The organism is Streptomyces sp. NPDC002055, from assembly GCF_040296705.1.
GTDB lineage: Bacteria > Actinomycetota > Actinomycetes > Streptomycetales > Streptomycetaceae > Streptomyces.
The window spans coordinates 119,477-140,097 of sequence record NZ_JBEOXS010000017.1 but is presented as its reverse complement, the minus strand read 5'-3'; the positions used below and the strand labels follow the sequence as shown (position 1 = coordinate 140,097).

At 69.3% G+C, this 20,621-nt stretch carries 18 protein-coding genes; 3 read left to right on the top strand and 15 right to left on the bottom strand.

Annotation, left to right across the window (positions count from 1 at the left end; translation table 11 throughout):
• Window positions 1-144: 144 nt before the first annotated feature.
• The 4 genes from ABT112_RS13530 to ABT112_RS13515 form a co-directional block, all read right to left on the bottom strand.
• Window positions 145-1,536, bottom strand: coding sequence for an SCO6881 family protein (locus ABT112_RS13530; RefSeq protein ID WP_351508910.1), 1,392 nt, complete (start codon window positions 1,534-1,536; stop codon window positions 145-147).
• A 27-nt stretch (window positions 1,537-1,563) separates the two neighbouring features.
• On the bottom strand, window positions 1,564-2,253 hold the full coding sequence (locus ABT112_RS13525) for a hypothetical protein (RefSeq protein WP_351508908.1): 690 nt from the start codon (window positions 2,251-2,253) through the stop codon (window positions 1,564-1,566).
• Window positions 2,253-2,561: a DUF6112 family protein gene (locus ABT112_RS13520; protein ID WP_351508907.1), complete on the bottom strand. Its 309-nt coding sequence runs from the start codon at window positions 2,559-2,561 to the stop codon at window positions 2,253-2,255. Before ABT112_RS13520 ends, ABT112_RS13525 begins: the two co-directional genes overlap by 1 nt.
• Before the next feature lie 453 nt (window positions 2,562-3,014).
• Window positions 3,015-4,160, bottom strand: a complete 1,146-nt coding sequence (locus ABT112_RS13515) for a C40 family peptidase (RefSeq protein WP_351508905.1) — start codon at window positions 4,158-4,160, stop codon at window positions 3,015-3,017.
• A 578-nt stretch (window positions 4,161-4,738) separates the two neighbouring features.
• Between ABT112_RS13515 and ABT112_RS13510 the strand changes: the two genes are divergently transcribed.
• A complete protein-coding gene (locus tag ABT112_RS13510; protein ID WP_351508903.1) occupies window positions 4,739-5,485 on the top strand; it encodes a DNA-methyltransferase in 747 nt (248 codons plus the stop codon).
• A gap of 96 nt (window positions 5,486-5,581) precedes the next feature.
• On the opposite strand, the gene ABT112_RS13505 is transcribed toward ABT112_RS13510, so the two are convergent.
• Window positions 5,582-6,517: a DUF5655 domain-containing protein gene (locus tag ABT112_RS13505; protein WP_351508902.1), complete on the bottom strand. Its 936-nt coding sequence runs from the start codon at window positions 6,515-6,517 to the stop codon at window positions 5,582-5,584.
• 964 nt (window positions 6,518-7,481) lie between these two features.
• Here ABT112_RS13505 and pdxR (ABT112_RS13500) point away from each other — a divergent pair.
• Window positions 7,482-9,005, top strand: a complete 1,524-nt coding sequence (gene pdxR, locus ABT112_RS13500) for a MocR-like pyridoxine biosynthesis transcription factor PdxR (RefSeq protein WP_351508900.1) — start codon at window positions 7,482-7,484, stop codon at window positions 9,003-9,005.
• Here pdxR (ABT112_RS13500) and ABT112_RS13495 read toward each other — a convergent pair.
• From ABT112_RS13495 to ABT112_RS13450, 10 genes are all read right to left on the bottom strand, one after another.
• Entirely contained in the window at window positions 8,938-10,416 is a 1,479-nt protein-coding gene (locus ABT112_RS13495; protein WP_351508898.1) for a UbiD family decarboxylase, read from the bottom strand. The genes pdxR (ABT112_RS13500) and ABT112_RS13495 overlap by 68 nt on opposite strands.
• A complete protein-coding gene (locus tag ABT112_RS13490) occupies window positions 10,413-10,754 on the bottom strand; it encodes a chorismate mutase (RefSeq protein ID WP_351508896.1) in 342 nt (113 codons plus the stop codon). Before ABT112_RS13490 ends, ABT112_RS13495 begins: the two co-directional genes overlap by 4 nt.
• Window positions 10,751-11,092 carry a cupin domain-containing protein gene (locus ABT112_RS13485; protein WP_351508893.1) on the bottom strand — a complete coding sequence of 114 codons (342 nt, stop codon included), beginning with the start codon at window positions 11,090-11,092 and terminating at the stop codon, window positions 10,751-10,753. Before ABT112_RS13485 ends, ABT112_RS13490 begins: the two co-directional genes overlap by 4 nt.
• Before the next feature lie 61 nt (window positions 11,093-11,153).
• Window positions 11,154-11,825: a flavodoxin family protein gene (locus ABT112_RS13480; protein WP_351508890.1), complete on the bottom strand. Its 672-nt coding sequence runs from the start codon at window positions 11,823-11,825 to the stop codon at window positions 11,154-11,156.
• 68 nt (window positions 11,826-11,893) lie between these two features.
• Window positions 11,894-13,198 (bottom strand): TrpB-like pyridoxal phosphate-dependent enzyme, encoded by a 1,305-nt coding sequence (locus ABT112_RS13475; protein ID WP_351508888.1) that lies wholly within the window; start codon window positions 13,196-13,198, stop codon window positions 11,894-11,896.
• 73 nt (window positions 13,199-13,271) lie between these two features.
• On the bottom strand, window positions 13,272-14,501 hold the full coding sequence (locus ABT112_RS13470) for an MFS transporter (RefSeq protein WP_351508886.1): 1,230 nt from the start codon (window positions 14,499-14,501) through the stop codon (window positions 13,272-13,274).
• A 2-nt stretch (window positions 14,502-14,503) separates the two neighbouring features.
• A complete protein-coding gene (locus ABT112_RS13465; protein ID WP_351508884.1) occupies window positions 14,504-15,721 on the bottom strand; it encodes an ATP-grasp domain-containing protein in 1,218 nt (405 codons plus the stop codon).
• 44 nt (window positions 15,722-15,765) lie between these two features.
• Window positions 15,766-16,536, bottom strand: coding sequence for a B3/B4 domain-containing protein (locus ABT112_RS13460; protein ID WP_351508882.1), 771 nt, complete (start codon window positions 16,534-16,536; stop codon window positions 15,766-15,768).
• 298 nt (window positions 16,537-16,834) lie between these two features.
• Window positions 16,835-17,431: an anthranilate synthase component II gene (locus ABT112_RS13455; protein WP_351508880.1), complete on the bottom strand. Its 597-nt coding sequence runs from the start codon at window positions 17,429-17,431 to the stop codon at window positions 16,835-16,837.
• Window positions 17,428-18,996 (bottom strand): anthranilate synthase component I family protein, encoded by a 1,569-nt coding sequence (locus tag ABT112_RS13450; RefSeq protein ID WP_351508879.1) that lies wholly within the window; start codon window positions 18,994-18,996, stop codon window positions 17,428-17,430. The genes ABT112_RS13455 and ABT112_RS13450 overlap by 4 nt, the downstream gene beginning before the upstream one ends.
• Window positions 18,997-19,163: 167 nt before the next feature.
• On the opposite strand from ABT112_RS13450, the gene pdxR (ABT112_RS13445) reads away from it, so the two are divergent.
• Window positions 19,164-20,555 (top strand): MocR-like pyridoxine biosynthesis transcription factor PdxR, encoded by a 1,392-nt coding sequence (pdxR, locus tag ABT112_RS13445; protein ID WP_351508877.1) that lies wholly within the window; start codon window positions 19,164-19,166, stop codon window positions 20,553-20,555.
• Window positions 20,556-20,621: the final 66 nt, after the last annotated feature.

Genomic DNA, 20,621 nt, shown 5'->3' with positions numbered 1-20,621 from the left:
GCCGGGTTGGCCCCCTTGGTGTGGTGGGGGGGGGGGCGCGGGGGGGGGGGGGCCCGGGGGGGGGGGGGGGGGGTTTTGGGGTTGGGGGGGGGGGGGGGGGGGGGGGGGGGGGGGGGGGTCCCCCCCGCCCCCGGATGTGATTGGTCAGGAACCCGAAGGCGGCTGGCTGGGATACACCCAGTTCGTCGGAGTCGGGGAACCGGTTGCCGACGGCCCCGTGGAGGACGGCGGCGGCGGTGCTGCAGGGGCCGCCGGCGGCGCGGCACCGGCGCGGGTCATGCTGCTGCCCGCAGCCGAAGCGGCAGCGAACTGGCCGCCAGCGGAGTCTCCTTCGGAACCTCCCGCTTCCTCCCCGGGTCGGGTGATGAGCGGCGGGATACCGGGGCGCTGGATCAGGGCCCGACCCTTGTCGCCGGAGGCGTTCGGGTCTTCGCCGTACCGGAACCGGGTCTGCTGCTTGGGCGGTCCGGCGTCGATGCCCTCCTTGCTGAGGTTGCCGCCGGAGGGGTTGATGCCGGAGGCGACGCCGTCGGTGCCCGCGCCGGGAACCTGGTTCGGACCCTGCGGGGCGGGGGTTCCGGTGCTGGCCTGCATCGCCAGGGTTCCGGCGGTCTTCGCCGCGCCTGCGGCGACCGCCATGCCGGCGACGCTGGTGCGGTGCAGGTCGTCGTGGCCGCCGCCGTCGCTGGCCCAGTGGACGAACTTGTACGTCGCGTAGGGGCACAGGAGCACCAGGACCATCACGACGATGCCGGCCATCGCGTCGGACAGGGCCGACATGCCGTCGTTGGCGTCGGTCTTGCCCATGGCGGAGACGCCGATCAGGAAGACGACGGTCATCAGGAGCTTGGAGACGATCAGGGTGGCGGTGGCTTCGATCCAGCCGCGCCGCCACCGCTTGGCGACCTCCCAGCCACCGCCGGCCCCGGCGAAGACTGCGAGCGCGACCATGATCAGGACGCCGACCTTGCGGGCGACCATCACGCCCCAGTACAGGAAGGCGCCGATCGCGCACCCCAAGGCGACTAGGGCTGGGACGCCCCAGCCCAGGCCGTACATCGCCCCCAACTGGTTGACCTTCACCACGCGGCGGATGGCGTCGTCGACCGAGGTGTTGGCTGCTTGGAAAAGGCCGTCGGACAGGGCGTCGACCACGGTGATGGCGACGGTGGTGAAGGCGATGGCGCAGAAGCTGAACAGGATGCCGGTCATGGTGCCGATCGCAGCCTGGGCCAGGGCGCGCTCGTCGCGCCGCCAGGCGGCGAACATGAGCTGGATGCAGAACGTGCCGACGGTCAGCGCGAGCCCGATGGGCAGCAGCAGCTCGTAGTTGTCCCGGAACCATCCGGCGTTGAGGTCGATGGCGGTCGTCTGGTTGACGGCATTGGCGGCGAGATCCGCCGCGCTGGCTGCCAGTTCGCCCGCCGACTTCGCGATCCACGCGCCGATGCCGTCGGTGACGGCTCCGGCGGGGTTGGTGGCGAAGTCGACGGCGCCGCACACCTTGTCCATCAGGGGGAAGTCGCAGACTCCCATGGTCGTACCTCCTTTCTCGAAGGGGGGTCAGGGCGCGACGGACGGCATGACGCCGACCAGAGCGCAGTGATGGTCGGGCCGGCACTGGACCGCGAGGGTGGTGCTACGGCTCTCCGCGCCGCCGGCGGGCGAGCCCTTCCATGCGATCGACTGCTTGCCGGAGACCGTGACGGCGTAGACGTACGCCTGGGTGATCGCGCCGGGGTCTTCCTGAAGGGCCTGGGTGAACGCGTTCGGGAAGTGCCCCTCGTGCACGTCGGCGGTGGCGAACTGGCCGTTGGCGGCCATCTCCTTCCACAGCACGGGCGAGGGGACGACCTTGTCGACCGAGGCCGGGTCGGCGTACTTCGCCTCCGCGGTCAGCCACCCGCGCAGAGCCTTCCGCAGCTCGGTCTGCGAGTACGCCCGGGTGTCGTACGACCACAGCGCTGCGGCGGCGGCCTTCCCGTACGCGATCGGGTCGCGAGTCTTCGGCGGGACCGGAAGGGTGCGAGGGCGGGTGTGCGGGGCGGGCGCCCCGGACGGCGAAGGAGCCGAAGGGGAGGCCGCGGGTGAACTCGGCGACGGCGCAGGGGCGTCGGAGTGACCCCTGCCGTCGCGGGTGAGGTACGCGGCCAGACCGGCAAGGGCGACGAGCACCGCCAAGACGACGGTCCCGAGGAGCGCCCGGCGGCGCACGCGAGATGCGCCGCCGGGGTGGGTGGAGTGCTGAGGCATCAGTGGACCTGCGTCCCGAGCGTGCTGAAGAACGCCACTACGCCGTTCGCCGCGCCGAGCAGGAGGGCCGCGCCGGCGCTGACCATGACGCCCTTCTTCCCGTTGGCTTCGGCTTGGTGGCCGCCGGAGTGGTGGCCCCAGGCCCACACGCCCGCGCTGACGGCAAGGGCACCGACTGCCGCTATGAGGGCGAAGAGGTTGATCGATCCCATCACCTGCTTGAGGACGTTCAGGCCCGGCAGTCCGCCCTCGTTCGGCTTGATCCCGGGATCGTAGGCGAGCTGTATGACCTGGTCGGCGAGATACATGGGGAACTCCAGTTCGATTTACTGCACGTCAAAGCTCGCGAGGGCGGAGCGGCGGTGCGAGGAAAGGGGGAGAGGGGAGGAAAGCGCTGTAGGTTCCGATTTGGCTTGTCGTCCGGGGCCGCGATGGCCAGCGACTTTGCGTGAGCGTCCAGCCGATTTGTCGGTGGATCTGTCCGGCCGGTCTGTCGCTTCCTACGCGTCGGCCGCTGAATGGTTGAGCTGGACCGGCGAACCGTCCGACCACTTGTCAGCGGCGGCACGGAAGGGGGCCCACGGCACGGATACCGGTGTGTCGGCTTCCGGCCAGGGGCAGCCTGCCGAAGAGGCAGGACGCCCAGGCGATGCCGGGGCCGAACTCAGGAGGCAGGAGCCTCCAACGGCGGCTCCAAAACGACAAGTTGCCGACAGATTGCTCGGACAACGACAACTTGAATCGGAACCTACAAGCGCCGGTCAGACGACTCGGCGGACCGCGAGAACCTGCGGCCTCCAGGACGCGAGGGTCGAGATGCGGACCACGTCGCCGGTGCGCGGCGCGTGGACGATCAAGCTCTGCCCGATGAACATGCCGACGTGCTCAGGTACGGCGGCCGTCCCCCTGGTGAAGAGGAGGTCTCCCGGCTGAAGAGCATCGACGGATGCCGCCTTGCCGTCCTTGACCTGCGTGTACGTCGTCCGCGTCAGGGTGACCCCGGCGGCCTTGTACGCGCCCTGCATCAGGGAGGAGCAGTCGCACCGGCCCATCGGGTCCTTGCCGTGGGAGTTCGTGCAGGTCCCGCCCCACTGGTACGGCGTCCCGAGCTGTCCCAGCGCCCACCGGATCGCCGTATGAACCTCTCGCGGGGCGTCGGCCGGGATCTTGTACTCGTCCGGCAGCGCGCCGGCCGGGATGGTGCCGAAGTCCGTCCCGTCGCCGTTCGCCGAACATCCGCCCGCGGTATCGGGCGACGGGGTGGCGGTGTCGGTCGAACCGGACGGCGAAGGACTCGGTGACGGGTCGCCGGCCTTCTGTAGCAGGGGCTCAATCGCCTTCTGCAGGGCGGTGGCCAACGGCTCCCACTTGGCGTATGCCTCCGGGAAGCCTGACCGCTGCACCGCCTGGGCGGCCTGAGTGACCGACAGAGACTGCCAGCCCGAGACCTTCTTGAGCCCCTCGTAGAACTTGGTCGAGGCGTGCACCGGGTCGAGGATCTGGTTCGCCGTGCCCCAGCCCATCGACGGCCGCTGCTGGAACAGACCCAGCGAGTCACGGTCGCCGTAGGTCAAGTTCCGCAGGCCGCTCTCCTGCAGGGCGGTCGCCAGGGCCACGACCTGCCCCCGGGCCGGGATGTTCATCGCGACGCCGGTGGCCTGGATCGTCTTGGCGTTGGGCACCTGCTCGGCCGGGTCATCGAGACCCGGCACGGAGACCGAGCCCTTGTCGCCGCCGTCCAGGATGGCCTTCACCTGTGAGGCAACGGCTGCGGTATCCACAGCCTGTGCACCGCCGGTCGAGCAGGAGGCCGAAGCCGTACCGGCACCGACGGCGAGGATGGGAACGGCCAGCAGCAGCGGGCCGGATGCGAAGAGACCGACGACGGCTCCGGTGGTCTTCTTCATCGCCGCTGCCGTTCACCGGTACGGCGGTGCCAGCCGGACAGCGGTGTTGGGGCGGGGCGCGGGGGTGTCAGGGCATGCTGCATCGCAGCGGCTCCTCGTGGTTCGTAGGAGGCGCGGTGCCGACTTCTCGTGCAAAGCCGTCGGCACCGCGCCGATGTGAATTCGCCTCTCAAGGCGGGCCCGGGTCAGGGGAGTTGGTAGCTCCCGGACGCCGGTGTTGGATCAAGCGCGGCAGCCAGCCGCGCTCGTAATCTCAGGCGGTACACCGGGTCTCCTCACGGCTTCTCGGACGAAGGGCTAACGGGCCTGTCGTGCTGCCCATTCGGACGAGACAACACGGATAAGCACAGGTCAGCGGGGGTGGAGCGCTGCTCCGTCCCGGTGACATGGCGAGACAGTAGACCGGGATTCCGGCCGCACCAAACGGCTCTCGGGCTCGGCCTCGGACAGAGACACGGCTCGTTAGGTGCGGCCGGAATTCGCGATTAACCTCCGGCGCAACCCCGCTCGAAACGAACGCTGTTGAGCGACGTCCGGAGCGGGTCCAGTCCCGCCGTGCCCTGAAAGAGGCCCCGCACATGAGCTACACGCTGCACCGAGGCGATGCCCTCACCGTGCTCAAGACCCTCCCGGACGAGAGCGTCAACGCCGTCATCACCGACCCGCCGTACAACTCCGGCGGGCGTACTAGTTCGGACCGCACCGGTCGCACCGCGCGAGCCAAGTACGTCACCAGCAACAGTGCGCACGACCTGCAGAACTTCCCCGGAGAGAACCGCGACCAGAGGAGCTATCGGAGCTGGCTGACCGCCCTGCTCACCGAGGCGTACCGGGCCTCCACCGAGCACTCGGTCGCCATCGTCTTCTCGGACTGGCGCCAGGAGCCGACCACGTCCGACGCCCTTCAGATGGCGGGCTGGACCTGGAGCGGCACGATCCCGTGGATCAAGCCCGCCAGCCGGCCTCGCAAGGGTGGGTTCAAGCAGTCGGCCGAGTTCATCACCTGGGGAGTCAAGGGCAGCCTGGCGAAGGACCGGGACCTGTACCTGCCCGGCCACTTCATCGCCTCCCAGCCGCGCAAGGACCGGGTGCACATCACCCAGAAGCCGGTCGAGATCATGCAGCAGCTCGTGCAGATCTGCCCCGAGGGCGGAACCGTCCTCGACCCCTTCACCGGTAGCGGCTCCACGGGTATCGCAGCCCTCCGCGAGGGGCGCCGGTTCGTAGGGGTCGAGCTGTCCTCGCACTACGCCGACGTGGCAGAGCAGCGGCTCCGCGCGGAGCTGACGCAGGACGACTTCGTCCTGGCTGGACCGAAGGAGTGATCATGAGAGCGGAGAGCCCGGGGCCCGCGGACCGCAGACGCCAAAGGGCGGCTGGAGCATCGAGTAACCGATGCGTCAGCCGCCCTTCTGTTTGCGTCAAGCCGCCTCGAACGCCCGTCGGATCAACGGCGCCGCCTTCTCCAGGTCGGCCGCCGAGGCGAGGCGTACCTCCAGGTCCCCGGTCCCGAGGTGCCCGATGCCGCGCATGTCCCGGGTGAAGCCTTCCTCCAGCGTGACGGTGTCCGGGTCGAGTCTGAGGTAGACCAGGATCGCTTCGTGCTTCGGACGGAAGATCACTGACGCGACGTTCACCAGCCGTCGGTAAGCGATGTAGTGCCTGAGAGGGGCCACCTCGACCTCGCCCCACGCCGTGAGTGCGTCGTCCAGCTCCGCGTACAGGTCCCTCAAGCACTCCGGGACGAGACCAGAGCCCGCCGGCGGGGAAGTTACAGGGGCCGGCGGCACGCTGATGGTCGCCGTGTCCCGCTCCCTGGTCCGCCGAGGCGAAGCAGCGTTGGCCGAGCCGGGCGAGGAGTCCACGAGCAGCAGGCTCAGGAGGTCGCCGTCGAAGACGCGGTAGCGCACCAGGTCGATCCGCTCGGGCAACCGCTGCACGGCCACGCGGTCGTGGTGGGAGAAGCTGGCCGCGATGCAGACCATCCGCGGGCGACGCCAGTCGATGCTCTCGGCGGCCTCCGCGCCGAGCACCTTCCGGACGAGCGCCTCGACCTCGTGATGCGCGGACTCCAGCCAGGACAGGTAAGAGACGGCCTGAGACAGCACCCCGCTGTCGGAGCCCTTCTTGTACTCGATCACCACCGGGCTGCCGTTCTCGTCCAGCCCCAAGGTGTCGATCCGCCCCCGGTGCCACGGCCCCGTCGGGTACTCCGACGCCAGGAACCGGATACCGAGCATCGCCTCCAGGCCGGCCTCGACCCGCCGCTGCAGCTCCACCTCCAACGCCACCGTCGAACCAGGCAACTCGAGGTCCCGCCCGCCCGCGTCTCGTCGGAACAACATCAGCTCGGCCATCACCGTCCCCCTCCCGTAATCGGTACAAGAGAAGCAATCGAAACGACCAGAGAGGTATTCCAGACAGAGGGCACCGCCTGCCCTCGGGGCAGGGCCACCGCACTGGTACATCATCACGCACGGTGACTAGAGTTCTGGCATTGCTCCAGCGGCTGTCCGGCCATACCAGACCGAGTTCGAGGGGTGCCGGTGTTCAGGCGCTGTGCCTCTCGGCGAGACCGGAGGGGCGAATCCCTGACCCGAGCCAGGCGCCGGCAGAAACCGACGGTGGTGCTGAGCAGCCGGCGGGCGCGAACCTGTGGCGGTGACCACTCCCCAGGGAGGCGTTCTGCGCCGGACACGGTGGGAACGCTCGTGGGGGCGCTTCCGCAGGGAGCGGGATCGGCCGCAGGAGGCGCTGTGGAAGACCTACAACCCGTGTGGCGCCCCTTGTTGTCGTCATCGGTGGCCCCTCCGGTGGCCAGCCGGTGGCCGGACGCCTTTGGACGACGTAATACGAGGGTGCACAGACCAACCAGCCGCACGTACTCTGATCAGGCGAAACGTCACCCGGCGGCACGACCAGGCACCACGCAGCACGAACGCTCACGGTCTCGTAATGCGTAGGTCAGGGGTTCGACTCCCCTAGGCGGCTCAGCGAAGCCAGGTCAGATCCGTCTGACCTGGCTTTTTCTTGCTCCGAGGGTGGCGCTTCGCGCGAGGGCATCCGGCTCGGGCGGTCGGTGCACTTGGTCCCGCCCCGCTGCCGGAGCAGTGGGCGCGAGGGGACACAATGGGCAGTCGGTCAAGAGGGGCGCCGGGCTGTCGGGATTCGTCCGTGCCGGTGCGTTGGTGCAACCAGGACCGCGGGGCATGCGGGGGCTCGTGCGACCGAGCGGGGTGACGTCGGTCCCGATGCGTTCGGTGACGGCAGGCGCCGTCGGCTGCTGATCCCGGCTCGGCGGAGGGTGACACGGAGGGGTACGTGGGGTCATCGGAGCTGCTCATCGTCCTGGACCGGGACGGCGGCCCGCCGCTGCAACAGCAGGTGTGCGACCAGGTCACCGTGCTGGTGCGGTCGGGGCAGTTGCGGCCGGGTGACGCCTTGCCCGCGTCGCGCGAACTTGCGCAGCAGCTCGACGTATCGAGGACCGTCATCACCCGCGCGTACGAACTCCTGCGCGCCCACGGCATCCTCACGGCGAGGCGCGGCTCCGGTACCAGGGTCGCGGGACCTGCGGGCAGCACTGCCCGGCCCCGTTCCCCCGGGGCGCCCACGGTGCTCGCCCCGCAGCCGCCCAGGGCGACCGACAGCGGCAATGCCCTGTGGCAGCCGTGGGAGCCGCCGCCCGCCCAATACCCGGGCGGCGCACTCGACTTCCGGCACGGGACGCCGGCGCTCGCGGAGTTCCCCGTGGCCCGCTGGCGACAGTCGCTGCACGATGCGTACGGCCGTGCCGACAACGCCACGCTCGGATACGGCCCGGCCGAGGGCTCCTCGGCGCTGCGTACGGAGGTCGCCGCCCTTGTCCGGCGTAGCCGGGCGCTGGACGCGTCGCCCGACCGCATCATGGTCACCGGCGGGGCCACCCAGGCCCTGGACATCCTCGTCCGGATGCTGGTCGGCCCCGGGGACGTGGTGGTGATCGAGGACCCCAGCCACACCGTGCTGCGTCAGGTATTCGGCTGTTCCGAAGCTGCCGTGGTGCCCGTCCCCGTGGACGAGGAGGGGCTGCGGGTGGCGGACATCGATGCCTGTGTACGGGCCCGGGGGCACGCCCCGGAGCGGGTGAAGCTGGTGTATGTGACGCCGTCGCACCAGTTCCCGACCGGGTTCATCATGTCCGAGGCGCGGCGGCGCGGGCTCCTCGAGTGGGCCTACGCACACGGGGCGACGGTCCTCGAGGACGACTACCACAATGAGTTCACGTTCACCGACGAGCGACTGCCGGCCCTCGCCGCCGAACGGCACCGGGACACGGTCGTCTACGTGGGCAGCTTCAGCAAGACCCTCTTCCCCGCCCTGCGGATCGGCTATGCGGTGCTGCCGCCGCACCTTGTGCGGCCCTTCCTCGGCATCAAGTGGATCACCGACAGACTGACCCCCACGGTCGGCCAGGAGGCCCTCGCCGACTTCATCCGGACCGGCGCCTACGCCCGGCACATCAGCCGGATGACGCGCCTCTACCGGCAGCGCAGGCGCCGCCTCCTGGAGGCGTTGTACGAGCACTTCGGCGCCGAGGTCCGGGTCTCGGGAGAGGCCGCGGGGCTGCATGTGCTGGTCACCTTCACCGGCGCGCGCGGCGTCCAGGAGGAACGGATCGCGTCCCTGGCAGCCGAGCGCGGAGTGCGGATCTACCCCGCGTCCGGCTACTTCGTCCAGAACCTGCCGGCCGAACCGACGTTCCTGATGGGCTACGCCGCGCTGCCCGCCCCCCGCATCACCGAGGGGGTCGCCCTGCTGGCTTCGGCGGTGGGGGAGGCGAAGAGGCAGGCTCCGGCTCCGTGAAGCGGGGACGGTGGAAGCGGGCGAGGTGGGCATGGGGCACGGTGCAGTCGAAGTGGGCCTTCGCCGTGCGGCCGTCCGCCGAGAGGGCACCGGAGTACGCGGTGGACTGTGTCGGGTCCAGGGGAAAGCCCTCCCGGTCCGGCAGGACCGAGATGTCCCGGTCCGCCTGCAGCCGTGTGGTCATCGCCCACCACAGGTCCGCGTCCGACTCCGGGTCGACGTCCTCGTCCACCGACACGACCGTCTTGGCCATGCGGAACTCCTCCAGGACCGATTCCGCGGCTTTGCGGACCGCCTGGTCGTCGTCCGGCGATCGCTTGGTCCGCCACTGGATCACCACCATGAGCTGGCCGCCCCCCGCCGTGTGGCAGTGCACCGCTGTGACCGGTGCGCCCTGCTGCCGCAGCATGCCCAGCACCGCCGCCTCCATACCGAAGCCGAGCAGCACCGACTGCTCGTGTCCCGGGCCCGAGGCGGTCTGGAGAATCGCGCCTTCGCGTGCCGTGATCCCGGTGATCCGGACGGTCGGCAGGGCAGGATGCGCCCGGCCCTGGTAGCCGAGGAACTCCGGTGTGGCGGACGGACCTCGGGGGTTTTCCGGGACCAGGTCGGGCAGCAGCTCACCCTCCAGGACGTACTCGGCGTGTGCGATGCACTCCGTGTCCACCGTCCGGCATTCCGCCAGCTCCACCGGCGCGCCGGCCAGTGCACCCGCCACGGCCAGTTCGTCGACTCCCCGCGGAACCAGGGAGGCCGGGCAGCAGGAGGAGAGCAGGACTGCAGGGGCCAGCCCCAAGTGGATCGCGACCGGCAATGGCCGGCCGAGGCGACGGGCCGCCTGGTGGGCGGCTTCCAGATCCCGGCCGGGTGCCATCCAGATGGACAGCAGATCGGGCCCCTGCACGCACATCCGGTGGATCGACAGGTTGCGCACCCCGGTCTCCGGATCGGTCGCGAGGACTGCGCCGAGCGTCAGATAGGGGCCCGCGTCCGCATCGGTGAGCACCGGGATCGGCAGCGTCCGGAGATCGGGCGCGAGCGACGTGCGTGTGGGGCCCTTGTCCTCCGTGATCCGCACCGGCGGCACGGGGGACGCCACTGCATCGAGCAGCCGGTACGGCAGTTCCACCGGAGTGGTCCCCAGCAGCGCGGCCGCCCGGCGGCGGGTGCCGTAGAGGCCGATGAGCAGGGCCCGCGCCTCGCTGTCCACGGCGGGGGGCGTGACCCGCTCGAAGAGGACTGCGGGGCCCGGCCCCGTCGGGGGCGGGGCCGGCGTTCCGGCCCACCGCGCGTACCGGGAGGAGGCCCCGAACCTGGCCGGGACCTCCTCCCGCTCCCGCACCAGCTCCCCGGGCATCGCATCCAGCCCGGCAAGCGCAGTGCGGAGATCCGCGAGGCGGCGGCGCGTCATGCCCCGCCCTCCCGAACCCTGCTCTCCCGGGCGACGGACTGCGCTGCCGCCGCACGCCGCTCGGCGAGGCGCTTCATCTGCAGCGCCGTCAACTCGCTGATGAGCGTCCGGTATGTGGCCTCTGCGATATCGGGCGGCATGCCCGACTCGTCCGCGAGGGCCCGCACCTTGGCAATCACCTGCTCCACCCGCCCGGGCGAGCGGACGGTCTCCTCATCGCGCTTGTACTCGGTCAACTCCATCACCACGCGGGTGCGTTCGGCGAGCAGCGCGAGGATCTGCCGGTCGAGTCCGTCGATGGAGCCGCGCAGCTCCTCGATCCTCTCCGGGCCCGTCATGGCGCCGGCACCTCGTCGATCACGTACACCACGGTGGGCTCGTCGTCGGAGCCCTGCGAGCGGTGCCGCTCGTCACCGGGGATGACGAAGCCCATGCCGGGGCGGCACGGCACAGAACGATTGTCGAAGTGGATCGTGAACTCGCCTTGCAGGACATAGCCCTGGTGGCCGCGCTCGCACCACTCCTCCTCGTTGAAGCCCGCGGGCAGCTCCATCAGGCGCACCCGCAGACCGCCGGTGTATGCGATCTTCACCCGGCCGTCGGCGCCGGGCTTGTGCCACTTCTCCCAGGGGATGTCGTCGAAGTCGATGCCGACGAGGGCAGGGGTGGTGGTCATGGGCAGAGCTCTCCTCAAAGGTTGTCGTGTCCTACGTGGAAGGTGTTCCGGTCCGTCGGTCTCAGGAGGCCGAACGGACCCGGGCGACACGCTCGTTACGGTCGTCCAGGGGAAGCACCGGACCGTTGGCGGTCGCCTGGACATTGCGCAGCAGCAGGGCCATGTCCATCATTCGATGGGCCATGCGCTCCAGCGCGTCCAGACCCTCGGGGTCGTTCAGCCCGGGTTCGCGTGAGGTGTTGCGCAGCAGGGCCGGGAAACCACTGCCCACCAGGATCATCCGGTTGAGCAGCAGGTTGTCGACGAGTTGGTTGTGCACGGAGGCGTCGCTGTAGCGGCGGCCCGTGACGATGATGCCGCCGACCTTGTTGGCGAGCGGACGGTCGAAGCGCAGATAGCCGACGCCCGCTCGCTCGATGAAGATCTGCATGAGGTGCGCGAGGCCGAAGCCGTGCACGGGCACGGCATAGATGATCCCGTCGGCCCGCTTCATCTCCTCGATGATGGTGGGCATGTCGTCCGGCAGGGCGCACGGGCTCGTCCGGCTGTTGCAGTCGCCGCACGGGCTGCACGGCGAGATGCGGTGGTCACGCAGGTGCACGGTGCGGAACACACCGCCCCGCCTCCGGACCAGGTCCCCCGCGTACTCGAGCGCCAGGTCGGTGTTGCCTCCCGCATTCTCGGAACCCGATATACCGAGGATGACGGGTTCTGCCCCCCGTAGTCCTTGCATGAATTCCCCCAGAGATCGATGGTTTGCAGGGCGGGCGGGCAGGCCCGCCCGCCGTGTCCCCGTGCCGGTCAGTCCTTGAGCTTCCCGGCGAAGTAGTCGATGTAGGCCTGCATGTCGAAGTGGCCGTGCCCGGAGAGCGAGAAGAGGATGCTCTTCTCCTCGCCGGACTCCTTGCAGGCGAGTGCTTCGTCGATGGCGGCCCGGACGGCGTGCGTGGACTCCGGTGCCGGCACGATGCCCTCGTGCCGGGCGAAGGTCACCCCGGCCTCGAAGCAGGCGGTCTGCGGGACAGCGCGGGCCTCCAGGTAGTCGAGGTCCTTGAGCGCGCTGATGATCGGCGACATGCCGTGGTAGCGCAGGCCGCCCGCGTGGATGCTCGGCGGGACGAAGCCGTGTCCGAGCGTGTGCATCTTGGTGAGCGGTGTCAGGCCCGCGCTGTCGCCGAAGTCGTAGTCGTACGACCCTTCGGTCAAGGTCGGGCAGGACGCAGGCTCGACCGCTATGGCCCGCACCGGACGCCCGCCCCGCAGCTGCTCGCCCAGGAAGGGCAGCGCAAGGCCGCCGAAGTTGGAGCCGCCGCCGGCCGCGCCGATCACGATGTCCGGGTAGTCCTCGGCCAGCTCCATCTGGAGCTGGGCCTCCTTGCCGATGATCGTCTGGTGCATCAGCACATGGTTGAGCACCGACCCGAGCGCGTACTTGGCGGTTCCGCCGCTGCTGACCGCGGCTTCGACGGCCTCGGAGATGGCGAGGCCGAGGCTGCCGGGAGCGTCCGGGTCCGCGGCCAGCACGGCCCGGCCGGCCTCGGTGAGTTCGCTGGGGCTCGCGGTGACGCTGGCACCGAAGGTCTCCATCAGGCCGCGGCGGTAGGGCTTTTGCCGGTAGCTCACCTTGACCATGTAGACCTCGCACACGAGGCCGAAGTACTGGCAGGCCAGGGAGAGGGAGCTGCCCCACTGCCCGGCGCCGGTCTCGGTGGTGAGGCGCTCCACGCCTGCCTGCTTGTTGTAGTACGCCTGCGGAATGGCGGTGTTGGGCTTGTGGCTGCCCGCCGGACTGACGCCCTCGTTCTTGAAGTAGATGCGGGCCGGGGTGTCGAGCGCCTTCTCCAGGCGGCGGGCTCGCACCAGCGGACTGGGACGCCACTGCTTGTACACGTCGAGGACGGCCCCGGGGATGTCCACCTCCGCGTCGGTGGAGAACTCCTGGGCGATCAGTTCCGCCGGGAACAGAGGCTCCAGGTCGGCTGCGGTGACCGGTTCCCGGGTGCCTGGGTGCAGCATCGGGTCCAACGGCTTGGGCAGGTCCGCGACCACGTTGTACCAGGTGGTGGGGGTGAGGTCTTCGGACAGCAGGAACTTCGTCTGGTGCATGAACACTTTCCTGTGAGTGGGGCTGACATCGGTGCGGGTGAACGAATGGCGGGAGCCTGTTGCCGAATGACGGCTAGCCGCCGGATGCCACCGCATCGGCCGGGGGAGCTGCGGGCCGGGGAGCCTTCGGGGTGGCCGACGGCCTGATCCGCAGGAGCGCGAACCCCGCCATGCCGATCAGCGGGGCGGCGAAGAGCGTGAGGAAGACGGGCTGGTGGCCGTGCGACGTCCAGATGAGGCCGAGGCCGACGGGCACGACCAGCCTGGCGAGCCCGAGGACGAATCCGTTGAGCGCCATGAAGCTCCCGACCCGGCGCTCGTCGACATGGTCGGCGACATACGTGGGCACGACGACGGACACGATGATCTCGCCGAGTGTCCACACCACCGTGGACAGCAGAATCGCGGGCAGCGAGAAGGCGAAGGCGATCATGGCCAGGCCGAGCGTCCACAGCAGTCCGGCGATCAACAGCAGCAGCTTTGTGCCGTATCCCCGGATGTGTTTCTCCAGCACCAGACCGAGGCTCACCACGACGATGCTGTTGATGGTGTAAACGGCTCCGACCAGGCCCGCCGACTCGTGCAGCGCCGTCGTCACCGCCAGTGGCAGCGCGTATTCGAGGCCGATCAGCGGCACGACGTAGAAGAAGGAGACCAGGACGAGCAGCACCACATGGCCGTGGCCGAGCGGTCCCGTCCGCGCGTTCGGCCTGCGGTCTCCGGACCGCGCCCGGCGGTCCTCCGGTACCCAGACCGCGATCATTGCCGCGCAGAGCAGACCGGCAACGATGTTCCCCGCGAACATGACGTGGTACGAGTACGCCGCTGCGACACCGCCGAGAAGCGGGCCGACACCCATGCCCAGGTTGTTGCCGACATAGCTGATCGTGTAGGCGAACGGGCGTTGCTCCGGCGTGGTCAGATCGGCGACCAGGGTGTTGGAGGCCGGGCTGAACATGCCCATTCCGACGAGGGCGACGAAGAGCCACGCCGCGTACGTCCAGGGCGGACCGTCGAGGACGGCGAGACCGAGATATCCCGCCGCGTTGAGGAGCAGCGCGGTGAGCAGCGCCGTGCGGCGGCCACGGAGATCGCAGAGCGGTCCGCTGAGCAGACTGCCGACGAGCAGCCCGGTACTGCCGATCGAGATGAGCAGTCCCGCCTCGCCGGGGCTGAGTTCCTTACCGCGCACCAGGTAGACGGCGAGCAAGGGAAAGACGAACATGCCCGCGCGGTTGACGAAGGAGGCGAGGAAGAGCACGCGGAGCGCGAGGGGCAGTTCCCTGAACCGGGTCAACCACATGGTTACGCCTGCTCGGTCGAGACGCGGAAGGCGTCCCGCACGGTCTTGAAGCGGGCGAGTACGTCCTCGAAGTCGGTCCCCTCGCACACGTACCAGCCGAGGACATCGTTGGAACGGGTCGGAGGAGCGAGAACGTCGCCGACGCTCTTCCACACGTCGGCATCGAGCACCCCGTCGAGTGCTGTGAGATCGGCAGGAGTGGTGATGGAAGTGATCCGGCCGTACTCGCCGGAGGCGAGGTACTCGGTGCCGATCTCCGGGCCGAGCCGCGCCGCGGGCCGGTGCTGCGGGTCGAGTTCGAGCCTGCACCACTCGCCCGCGAGATTGATACCGCGCCCCGCCTCGATGGCCGGCACGATCGACCCGCCGCCCGCACGGGCGCCCGCCTCACCGAACACGACCTCGCCGTCGTCGAGGAGGAAGTACTCGGCATGGACGACTCCGGTGCCGAGCCCGAAGCCGCGCAGGACAACCGCGTTCAGCTCGAGGATGCGCTGTTCCCGGTGGGACAGGTCGTGCTTGCGGGAGATGGTGCCGCCCGGCTCGTCACGGTACTCCAGGACGGAGTACGTGTACCGGGACAGCTGCTCGAAAACGACCTCACCGCCCTGGAACAGTGAGTCGACGTGGTACTCGGTGCCGTGGATGAACTCCTCGACCCGGTACTCGTGGCGGTCGTCACCCATCTCCCCCCAGACGCGGTCGAGATCCTCACGGCTGTCGACCCGGTAGGTGTTCCCACAGGCCCAGCCCGCGTACGGCTTGATGACGACCGGGTAGCCCGCTTCCTCGGCAAAGGCCGCGACGGCTCCGACGGTGTCCGGGCGGCAGGAGCGGGCGACCCGCACGCCGAGCTCCTCGGCCCTGCGGTGCATCACGTTCTTGTCGCGGAAGTTGAGCGCTTGGTCCGGGGTGAGGCCGGGGATTCCGTGGTCCTTGCGGCTACGGCTGGCCGGGAGCACGTCGCCCTCGAAGAGCGGAAAGATCCGCTCGATGCGGTGCTCTCCGACGATTCCGTCGACCGCGGCGCGTACCGACGCCGTGTCCTCCAGATCAGCGTGGTATCGGGGCAGACCATCGGTCTCGGGGGCATCCTCACCGGCCGGCAGCAGGACCACGGTCCGGACGCCGAGGGCGGTGGCGGCGGCGACGACGCTGCGGAACTGGGCGGCGTAGCGGCCCGCAGCCGGCCGGTAGATCACCAGGATCGAACGGTTCATGCGGTGCTCCTCATACGAATCGTGCGCCTCGTCAAGGGGGCGGATCAGCGGAGTGTCGCGGCCGACGAGGTGCCGAAGAGCAACCCGGACGGCTGGGAACCGTCGAGCACCTGAGGCCGTCCCGACTCGACACCGAGTTCGGCGAAGGTGTCCGTCAGCCGGCTGAGTGCCCGCTCGACATCGTCTCGGCCGCCCTCGTGGACGGATTCCACGGTGAGGAGGATCCGGCGACGCCCGAGGTCGGTCTTGACCACGTCGCCCTGCCGCCAGTTCCAGCGCCGTGAGTGGGCGCGCCCCTGCCCGTCGGCGTAGACGACCTCACCCGGTTCGGGCTGTTCGGGCGCGTCGGGCGTGCCGAGCGGGAGATAGGTTTCACCACCGTGCGCGAGGCGCACATCCAACTCGCCCTCGATCTCCCCCACGTCGCAGGACGCCACCGGAAGGTGACTGTCCAGCGACACCGCATTGCACAGGTCCACCAGGGAGTTGATCCGCGGGAGGCGATCACTCTTGGCCACCCTGCGCAGGACCGACTCGGCCGCGCAGGGGAAGCGGTTGGGGTTGACGCCGACGGTCCGGTAGGCCTCCCGCCAGGCGGCGATCGCGGGCAGGGCGGAGACGTCCGCCTTGGCGAGCCGTGCCGCATGCAGCTTGTCCTCGGCGGCAGTGAGCTGTGCGGTCACGGTCGGGACGTCCTTGACGACCTCGACGTCCGGCACGGCGATCAGACCGAGTACATAGCCGGGGACGCGATCCGACAGCCGCGCGTCAAGGGTGACGGTCAGGGGGCCGGCGCCGGTGGGGGTGCTGTCCATGGGGCTGTGATCCTTCATTTCCGTGCCGATATCGGTATCCGGGCCGGACTCGAATCGGCCCTGGCGGTGAGGCAGCGGTATCCGCTGATGACGCATCCGACAGTAGGGAGCGGACGGACCCCCGGCTGTGGCCAATTCCTGGGAATTCCGCGAGGCCACTTCCGGGAGCGTTTGCATGGGTGAGCGGCTCCGGGGGAGGCCTCAGCGGCCCGTTCCGCGCCTGCTCGGCCTCCCGCCGCTCAGCACGCGCTCCGGTGGCCGGTCTCCGATCCCCCCCCCCGTGACGCGGAGCGCCTGTTCAGGGCGAGGCACCCGCGAGGGGACTCGCGGTGCCGGCCCTTTCGAGGAAGTTCGCGAAGAGCTGCATCCCGTTCTCTGTCATCACGCTCTCCGGATGGAACTGCACTCCTTCGACGGCCAGCGTCCGGTGGCGCATGCCCATCACATAGCCGTCGTCCAACGATGTCGCCGTCACCACGAGCTCCTCGGTCGGATCGGTGACGATCAGCGAGTGATAGCGGGTGACCGTCAGCGGTTTCGTGACACCCGTGAATACCCCTTGTCCGTCGTGTTCGACGGGGCTCGCCTTGCCGTGCATCAGGTGTTGGGCGACGGTGATCCGTGCGCCGTAAGCGAGTCCGATCGCCTGGTGGCCCAGGCAGATACCGAGGAGCGGCACCCGCCCGGCGAAGGCCTTCACCAGTTCGACGTGCCCGGAGTCCGCAGGATGCCCGGGGCCCGGCCCCAGGACCACCGCGTCGGGTTCCGACTCCATCAACTGACGTACCGTGCGGGTACGCGAGCGCACGACCTGGGTCTCGGCGCCGAGCGTGAGCAGGTACTGATCGATGATGTGACTGAAGCTGTCGTACGCGTCGACGAGCAGGACCTTCACGTCAGCAGCTCCTCACCGGTGAGCGCCCAGAAGGTGGCACTCATCTTGGCCAGCGTTTCCCGCCATTCGGCGGCAGGTACGGAATCGGCGACCATGCCCGCTGACGCCTGGGTGCTGTAGCCGGTTCCGTCGTGCACCGCGGTCCTGATGCAGAGGGTGAGCACGGCGAATCCGCGGACGTCGACCAGGCCGAGCGCTCCGGCGTAGATGCCGCGCGGGTGGTCCTCGATGTCGTTGATGATCTCCATGGCGCGCAGTTTCGGAGCGCCGGTCATGGTGCCCGCCGGGAAGGTCGCACAGATCGCCGCCCAGACGTCCGTACCGTCCCTGACCTGGCCGGACACGGTCGAGACCAAGTGATGGACGTAGGCGAAGGGCTCGACCTCCATCATCGTGTCGACGGACAGGGTGCCGGGCACGCAGACCCGCCCGATGTCGTTGCGGCACAGGTCGACCAGCATGACGTGCTCGGCTTGTTCCTTGGCGCTGTCCCGCAGCTCCGCCACGCGGCGGTCGTCCTCGTCCGGATCGGCAGCCCTCGGTGCGGTACCGGCGATCGGGCGCATGGAGATGGTGTCGTCCTGGATCCGGACGAACAGTTCGGGGCTCGCCCCGATCACGGTTCTGCCTGCCCAGGGAACGAGGTACATGTAGGGAGACGGATTCCGGTGCCGCAGTCGTTGATACACCTGCAGTGGCGTCAGCTCGGTGACGACGTCGATACGGTGGCCGATCTGGATCTGGTAGCTGTCGCCGATCTCGATATGGCCGAGGCACCGCTTGGCGCGGGCCATGAAGGTCTCCTCGTCCACGGTGTCCCGTACGGACAGGGGCACCGGGGCTTCGGGTACGGTCCCGCCGGGGGTCGCGCCCGAGGCGTTCACCCTGTCCACGACGGCACGCGTCGGCTCCTGCGCCCGGTCCTCCGGCAACTGTGGTCCCGTGGCGGTGAGAAGGCGGACTTCGCCGCTCTGCAGGTCGTACCAGACCGTGTTCTTGAAGAGGGTGAGCGTGCAACGAGGCGTACCCGACTGGTCCTGCCGGGGAGGAAGGTCCTCCATGGCCCAGGCCGACTCGTAGGACAGCGTGGTGAGGAAGCCGAAGGCGAAGGTTCCGGTGGGCACGTCGGTGTCGACAGCGAACGCCGCCTGGACTGCGCGAACGATCCGCCACACGGCATCGGAATCGCACACCGCCCAATGCCGTATCCGCCCCGTGGTGCCGGGCGGCTGCCCGACAGCCGCGGTGACCGTGGTGGTGAGCGCGTCCCCCAGGCTCCCGTCGGCGATGAGCTCCACGCGATCGGCGTGGATACGCAGTTCGGCGAGGCGTCCGTAGCCCAGGGCGGCGAAATGACGGTCCTGGTCGGGGCCGTCCAGGCTCTCGAAGAGATAGACGTCGCCCTGCTGCCGTGTATCGGCAAGGGCTTCGTACAGCATCAGCGCGTCGACGGACGGAAGGGTTTCGGAGGCGACGTGCACCCGCACGGCCCCGGGCGGCGCGGTTCGCGCGGCCACCCCCACCGCCCGGGGGTCGGGAAGGTTCACCTCTGACAGCAACGACACGACGAAGGCCTTTCTGATCCGAACGGACCGTAGGGGGTTCGAGGAATGAACAGGAAGGTCCACGGCGCCCGGACCGGCCCCATCGCCGCACGTCACGCATTGCCGGACTGCGTCGTCCGGATCCCCGCAGCACCCCGGCCGCCTGCGTTCTGCCCGGCGGCGAATGTGTGTGCGAGACGACTTCATCAGATGCCAGAATTCGTGGTCCATACCACTTCGGCCGTTCGGGAGAAGACCACTTGTCGTGGGAGTTGACCCTTACCGTGGACCGCGAGTCACACCTTCCGCTCGCCACCCAGATATGCAACTCACTCCGCCAATTAGTTGAGAGTGGAACCTTGTGGCCGGGCACGCGGGTGCCTTCCAGCCGTCGGCTCGCCCTTGACACAGGTGTTTCTCGCAGCGTCGTGGTGGAGGCCTATGAGCAGCTTTCGGCCGAGGGGTACTTGACGACCAAACGCGGCTCCGGCACGACGATCTCGAACCGTGCACAGTCCGACCGGGACGCGGCTTCCACGCTGGTGCCGCCCGACCCGGAGCCGCATCCCGAGGCCATGTGCGATCTGCGCACGGGTACATCGAACATTGTGGATTTCCCCCGGCAGGAGTGGATCCGCTGCGTCACCGCCGTGGTCCGGGGAGCGGGCCGCCAAGAGCTCAGCTACTCGCCCCTGTCCGGGGTCCCGCTGACCCGGCGGGCTCTCACCGGATATCTGGGCCGGGTCCGGGGCGTGCGGAGCAGCCCGGAGAACCTCATGGTCACGGCGGGCTTTGCGCAGGGGCTCGCCCTCTTCTGCAAGGCCTTGCTCGACCTCGGCCACACCACGCTCGGGGTGGAAGACCCCGGTCACCCGGGTGAGCGCGAGTTCATCACCAGCTCGGGCCTGCGTCCGGTCGGCATCCCTGTGGACGACGACGGTCTCCGGGTGGACCTTCTGGAGGAGAGCAGCGTACGAGCCGTCCTGATCACACCCGGCAACCAGTTCCCCACCGGCGTCCGGCTCAGTCAGGCCCGCCGTGAGCGCCTTGTCGCCTGGGCCCGCGAGGTCGACGGTTATGTCCTGGAGGACGATTTCGACAGCGCGTTCCTGCACCGAACCGACCGGCTCCCAGCGCTGCAGAGTCTCGCTCCGGACCGGGTGGTCTACGCCGGCAGCGCGAGCAAGACCCTCGCCCCTGCCCTTCGCCTCGGCTGGCTTGCCGCCCCGTCGGAACTGATGGCCTCGATCGAGTACGTCCGCGCGGGCTGGGACATCGGCTGCTCCGGTCTGGAACAGCTGGCTTTCGCCCGCTTCATCGACATCGGTGCCCTCGACCGCCATCAGCGCAAACTCCGCACGGAATTCCACCGCCGACGCCATGTCGTCCGCCGCCAGGCCGAGGCATGGCTACCCGGTGCTCATCTCATCGGACGCGACAGTGGCCTCCAGGCCTACCTTCATCTCCCCGCACACGTGGATGAACAGGCCCTGGTCCGGGCAGCTCGCCGACGCTCCGTGCTGGTCCGCAGTGGCGACTTCTACACCTTCACGGACACATCGAGACCCCCGCCCTGGTGATCAGCTACGCAACGGCGAGTTGCGCGGACCTGACCCGGAGCCTGAGGTCCCTCGGGTCGGCATACC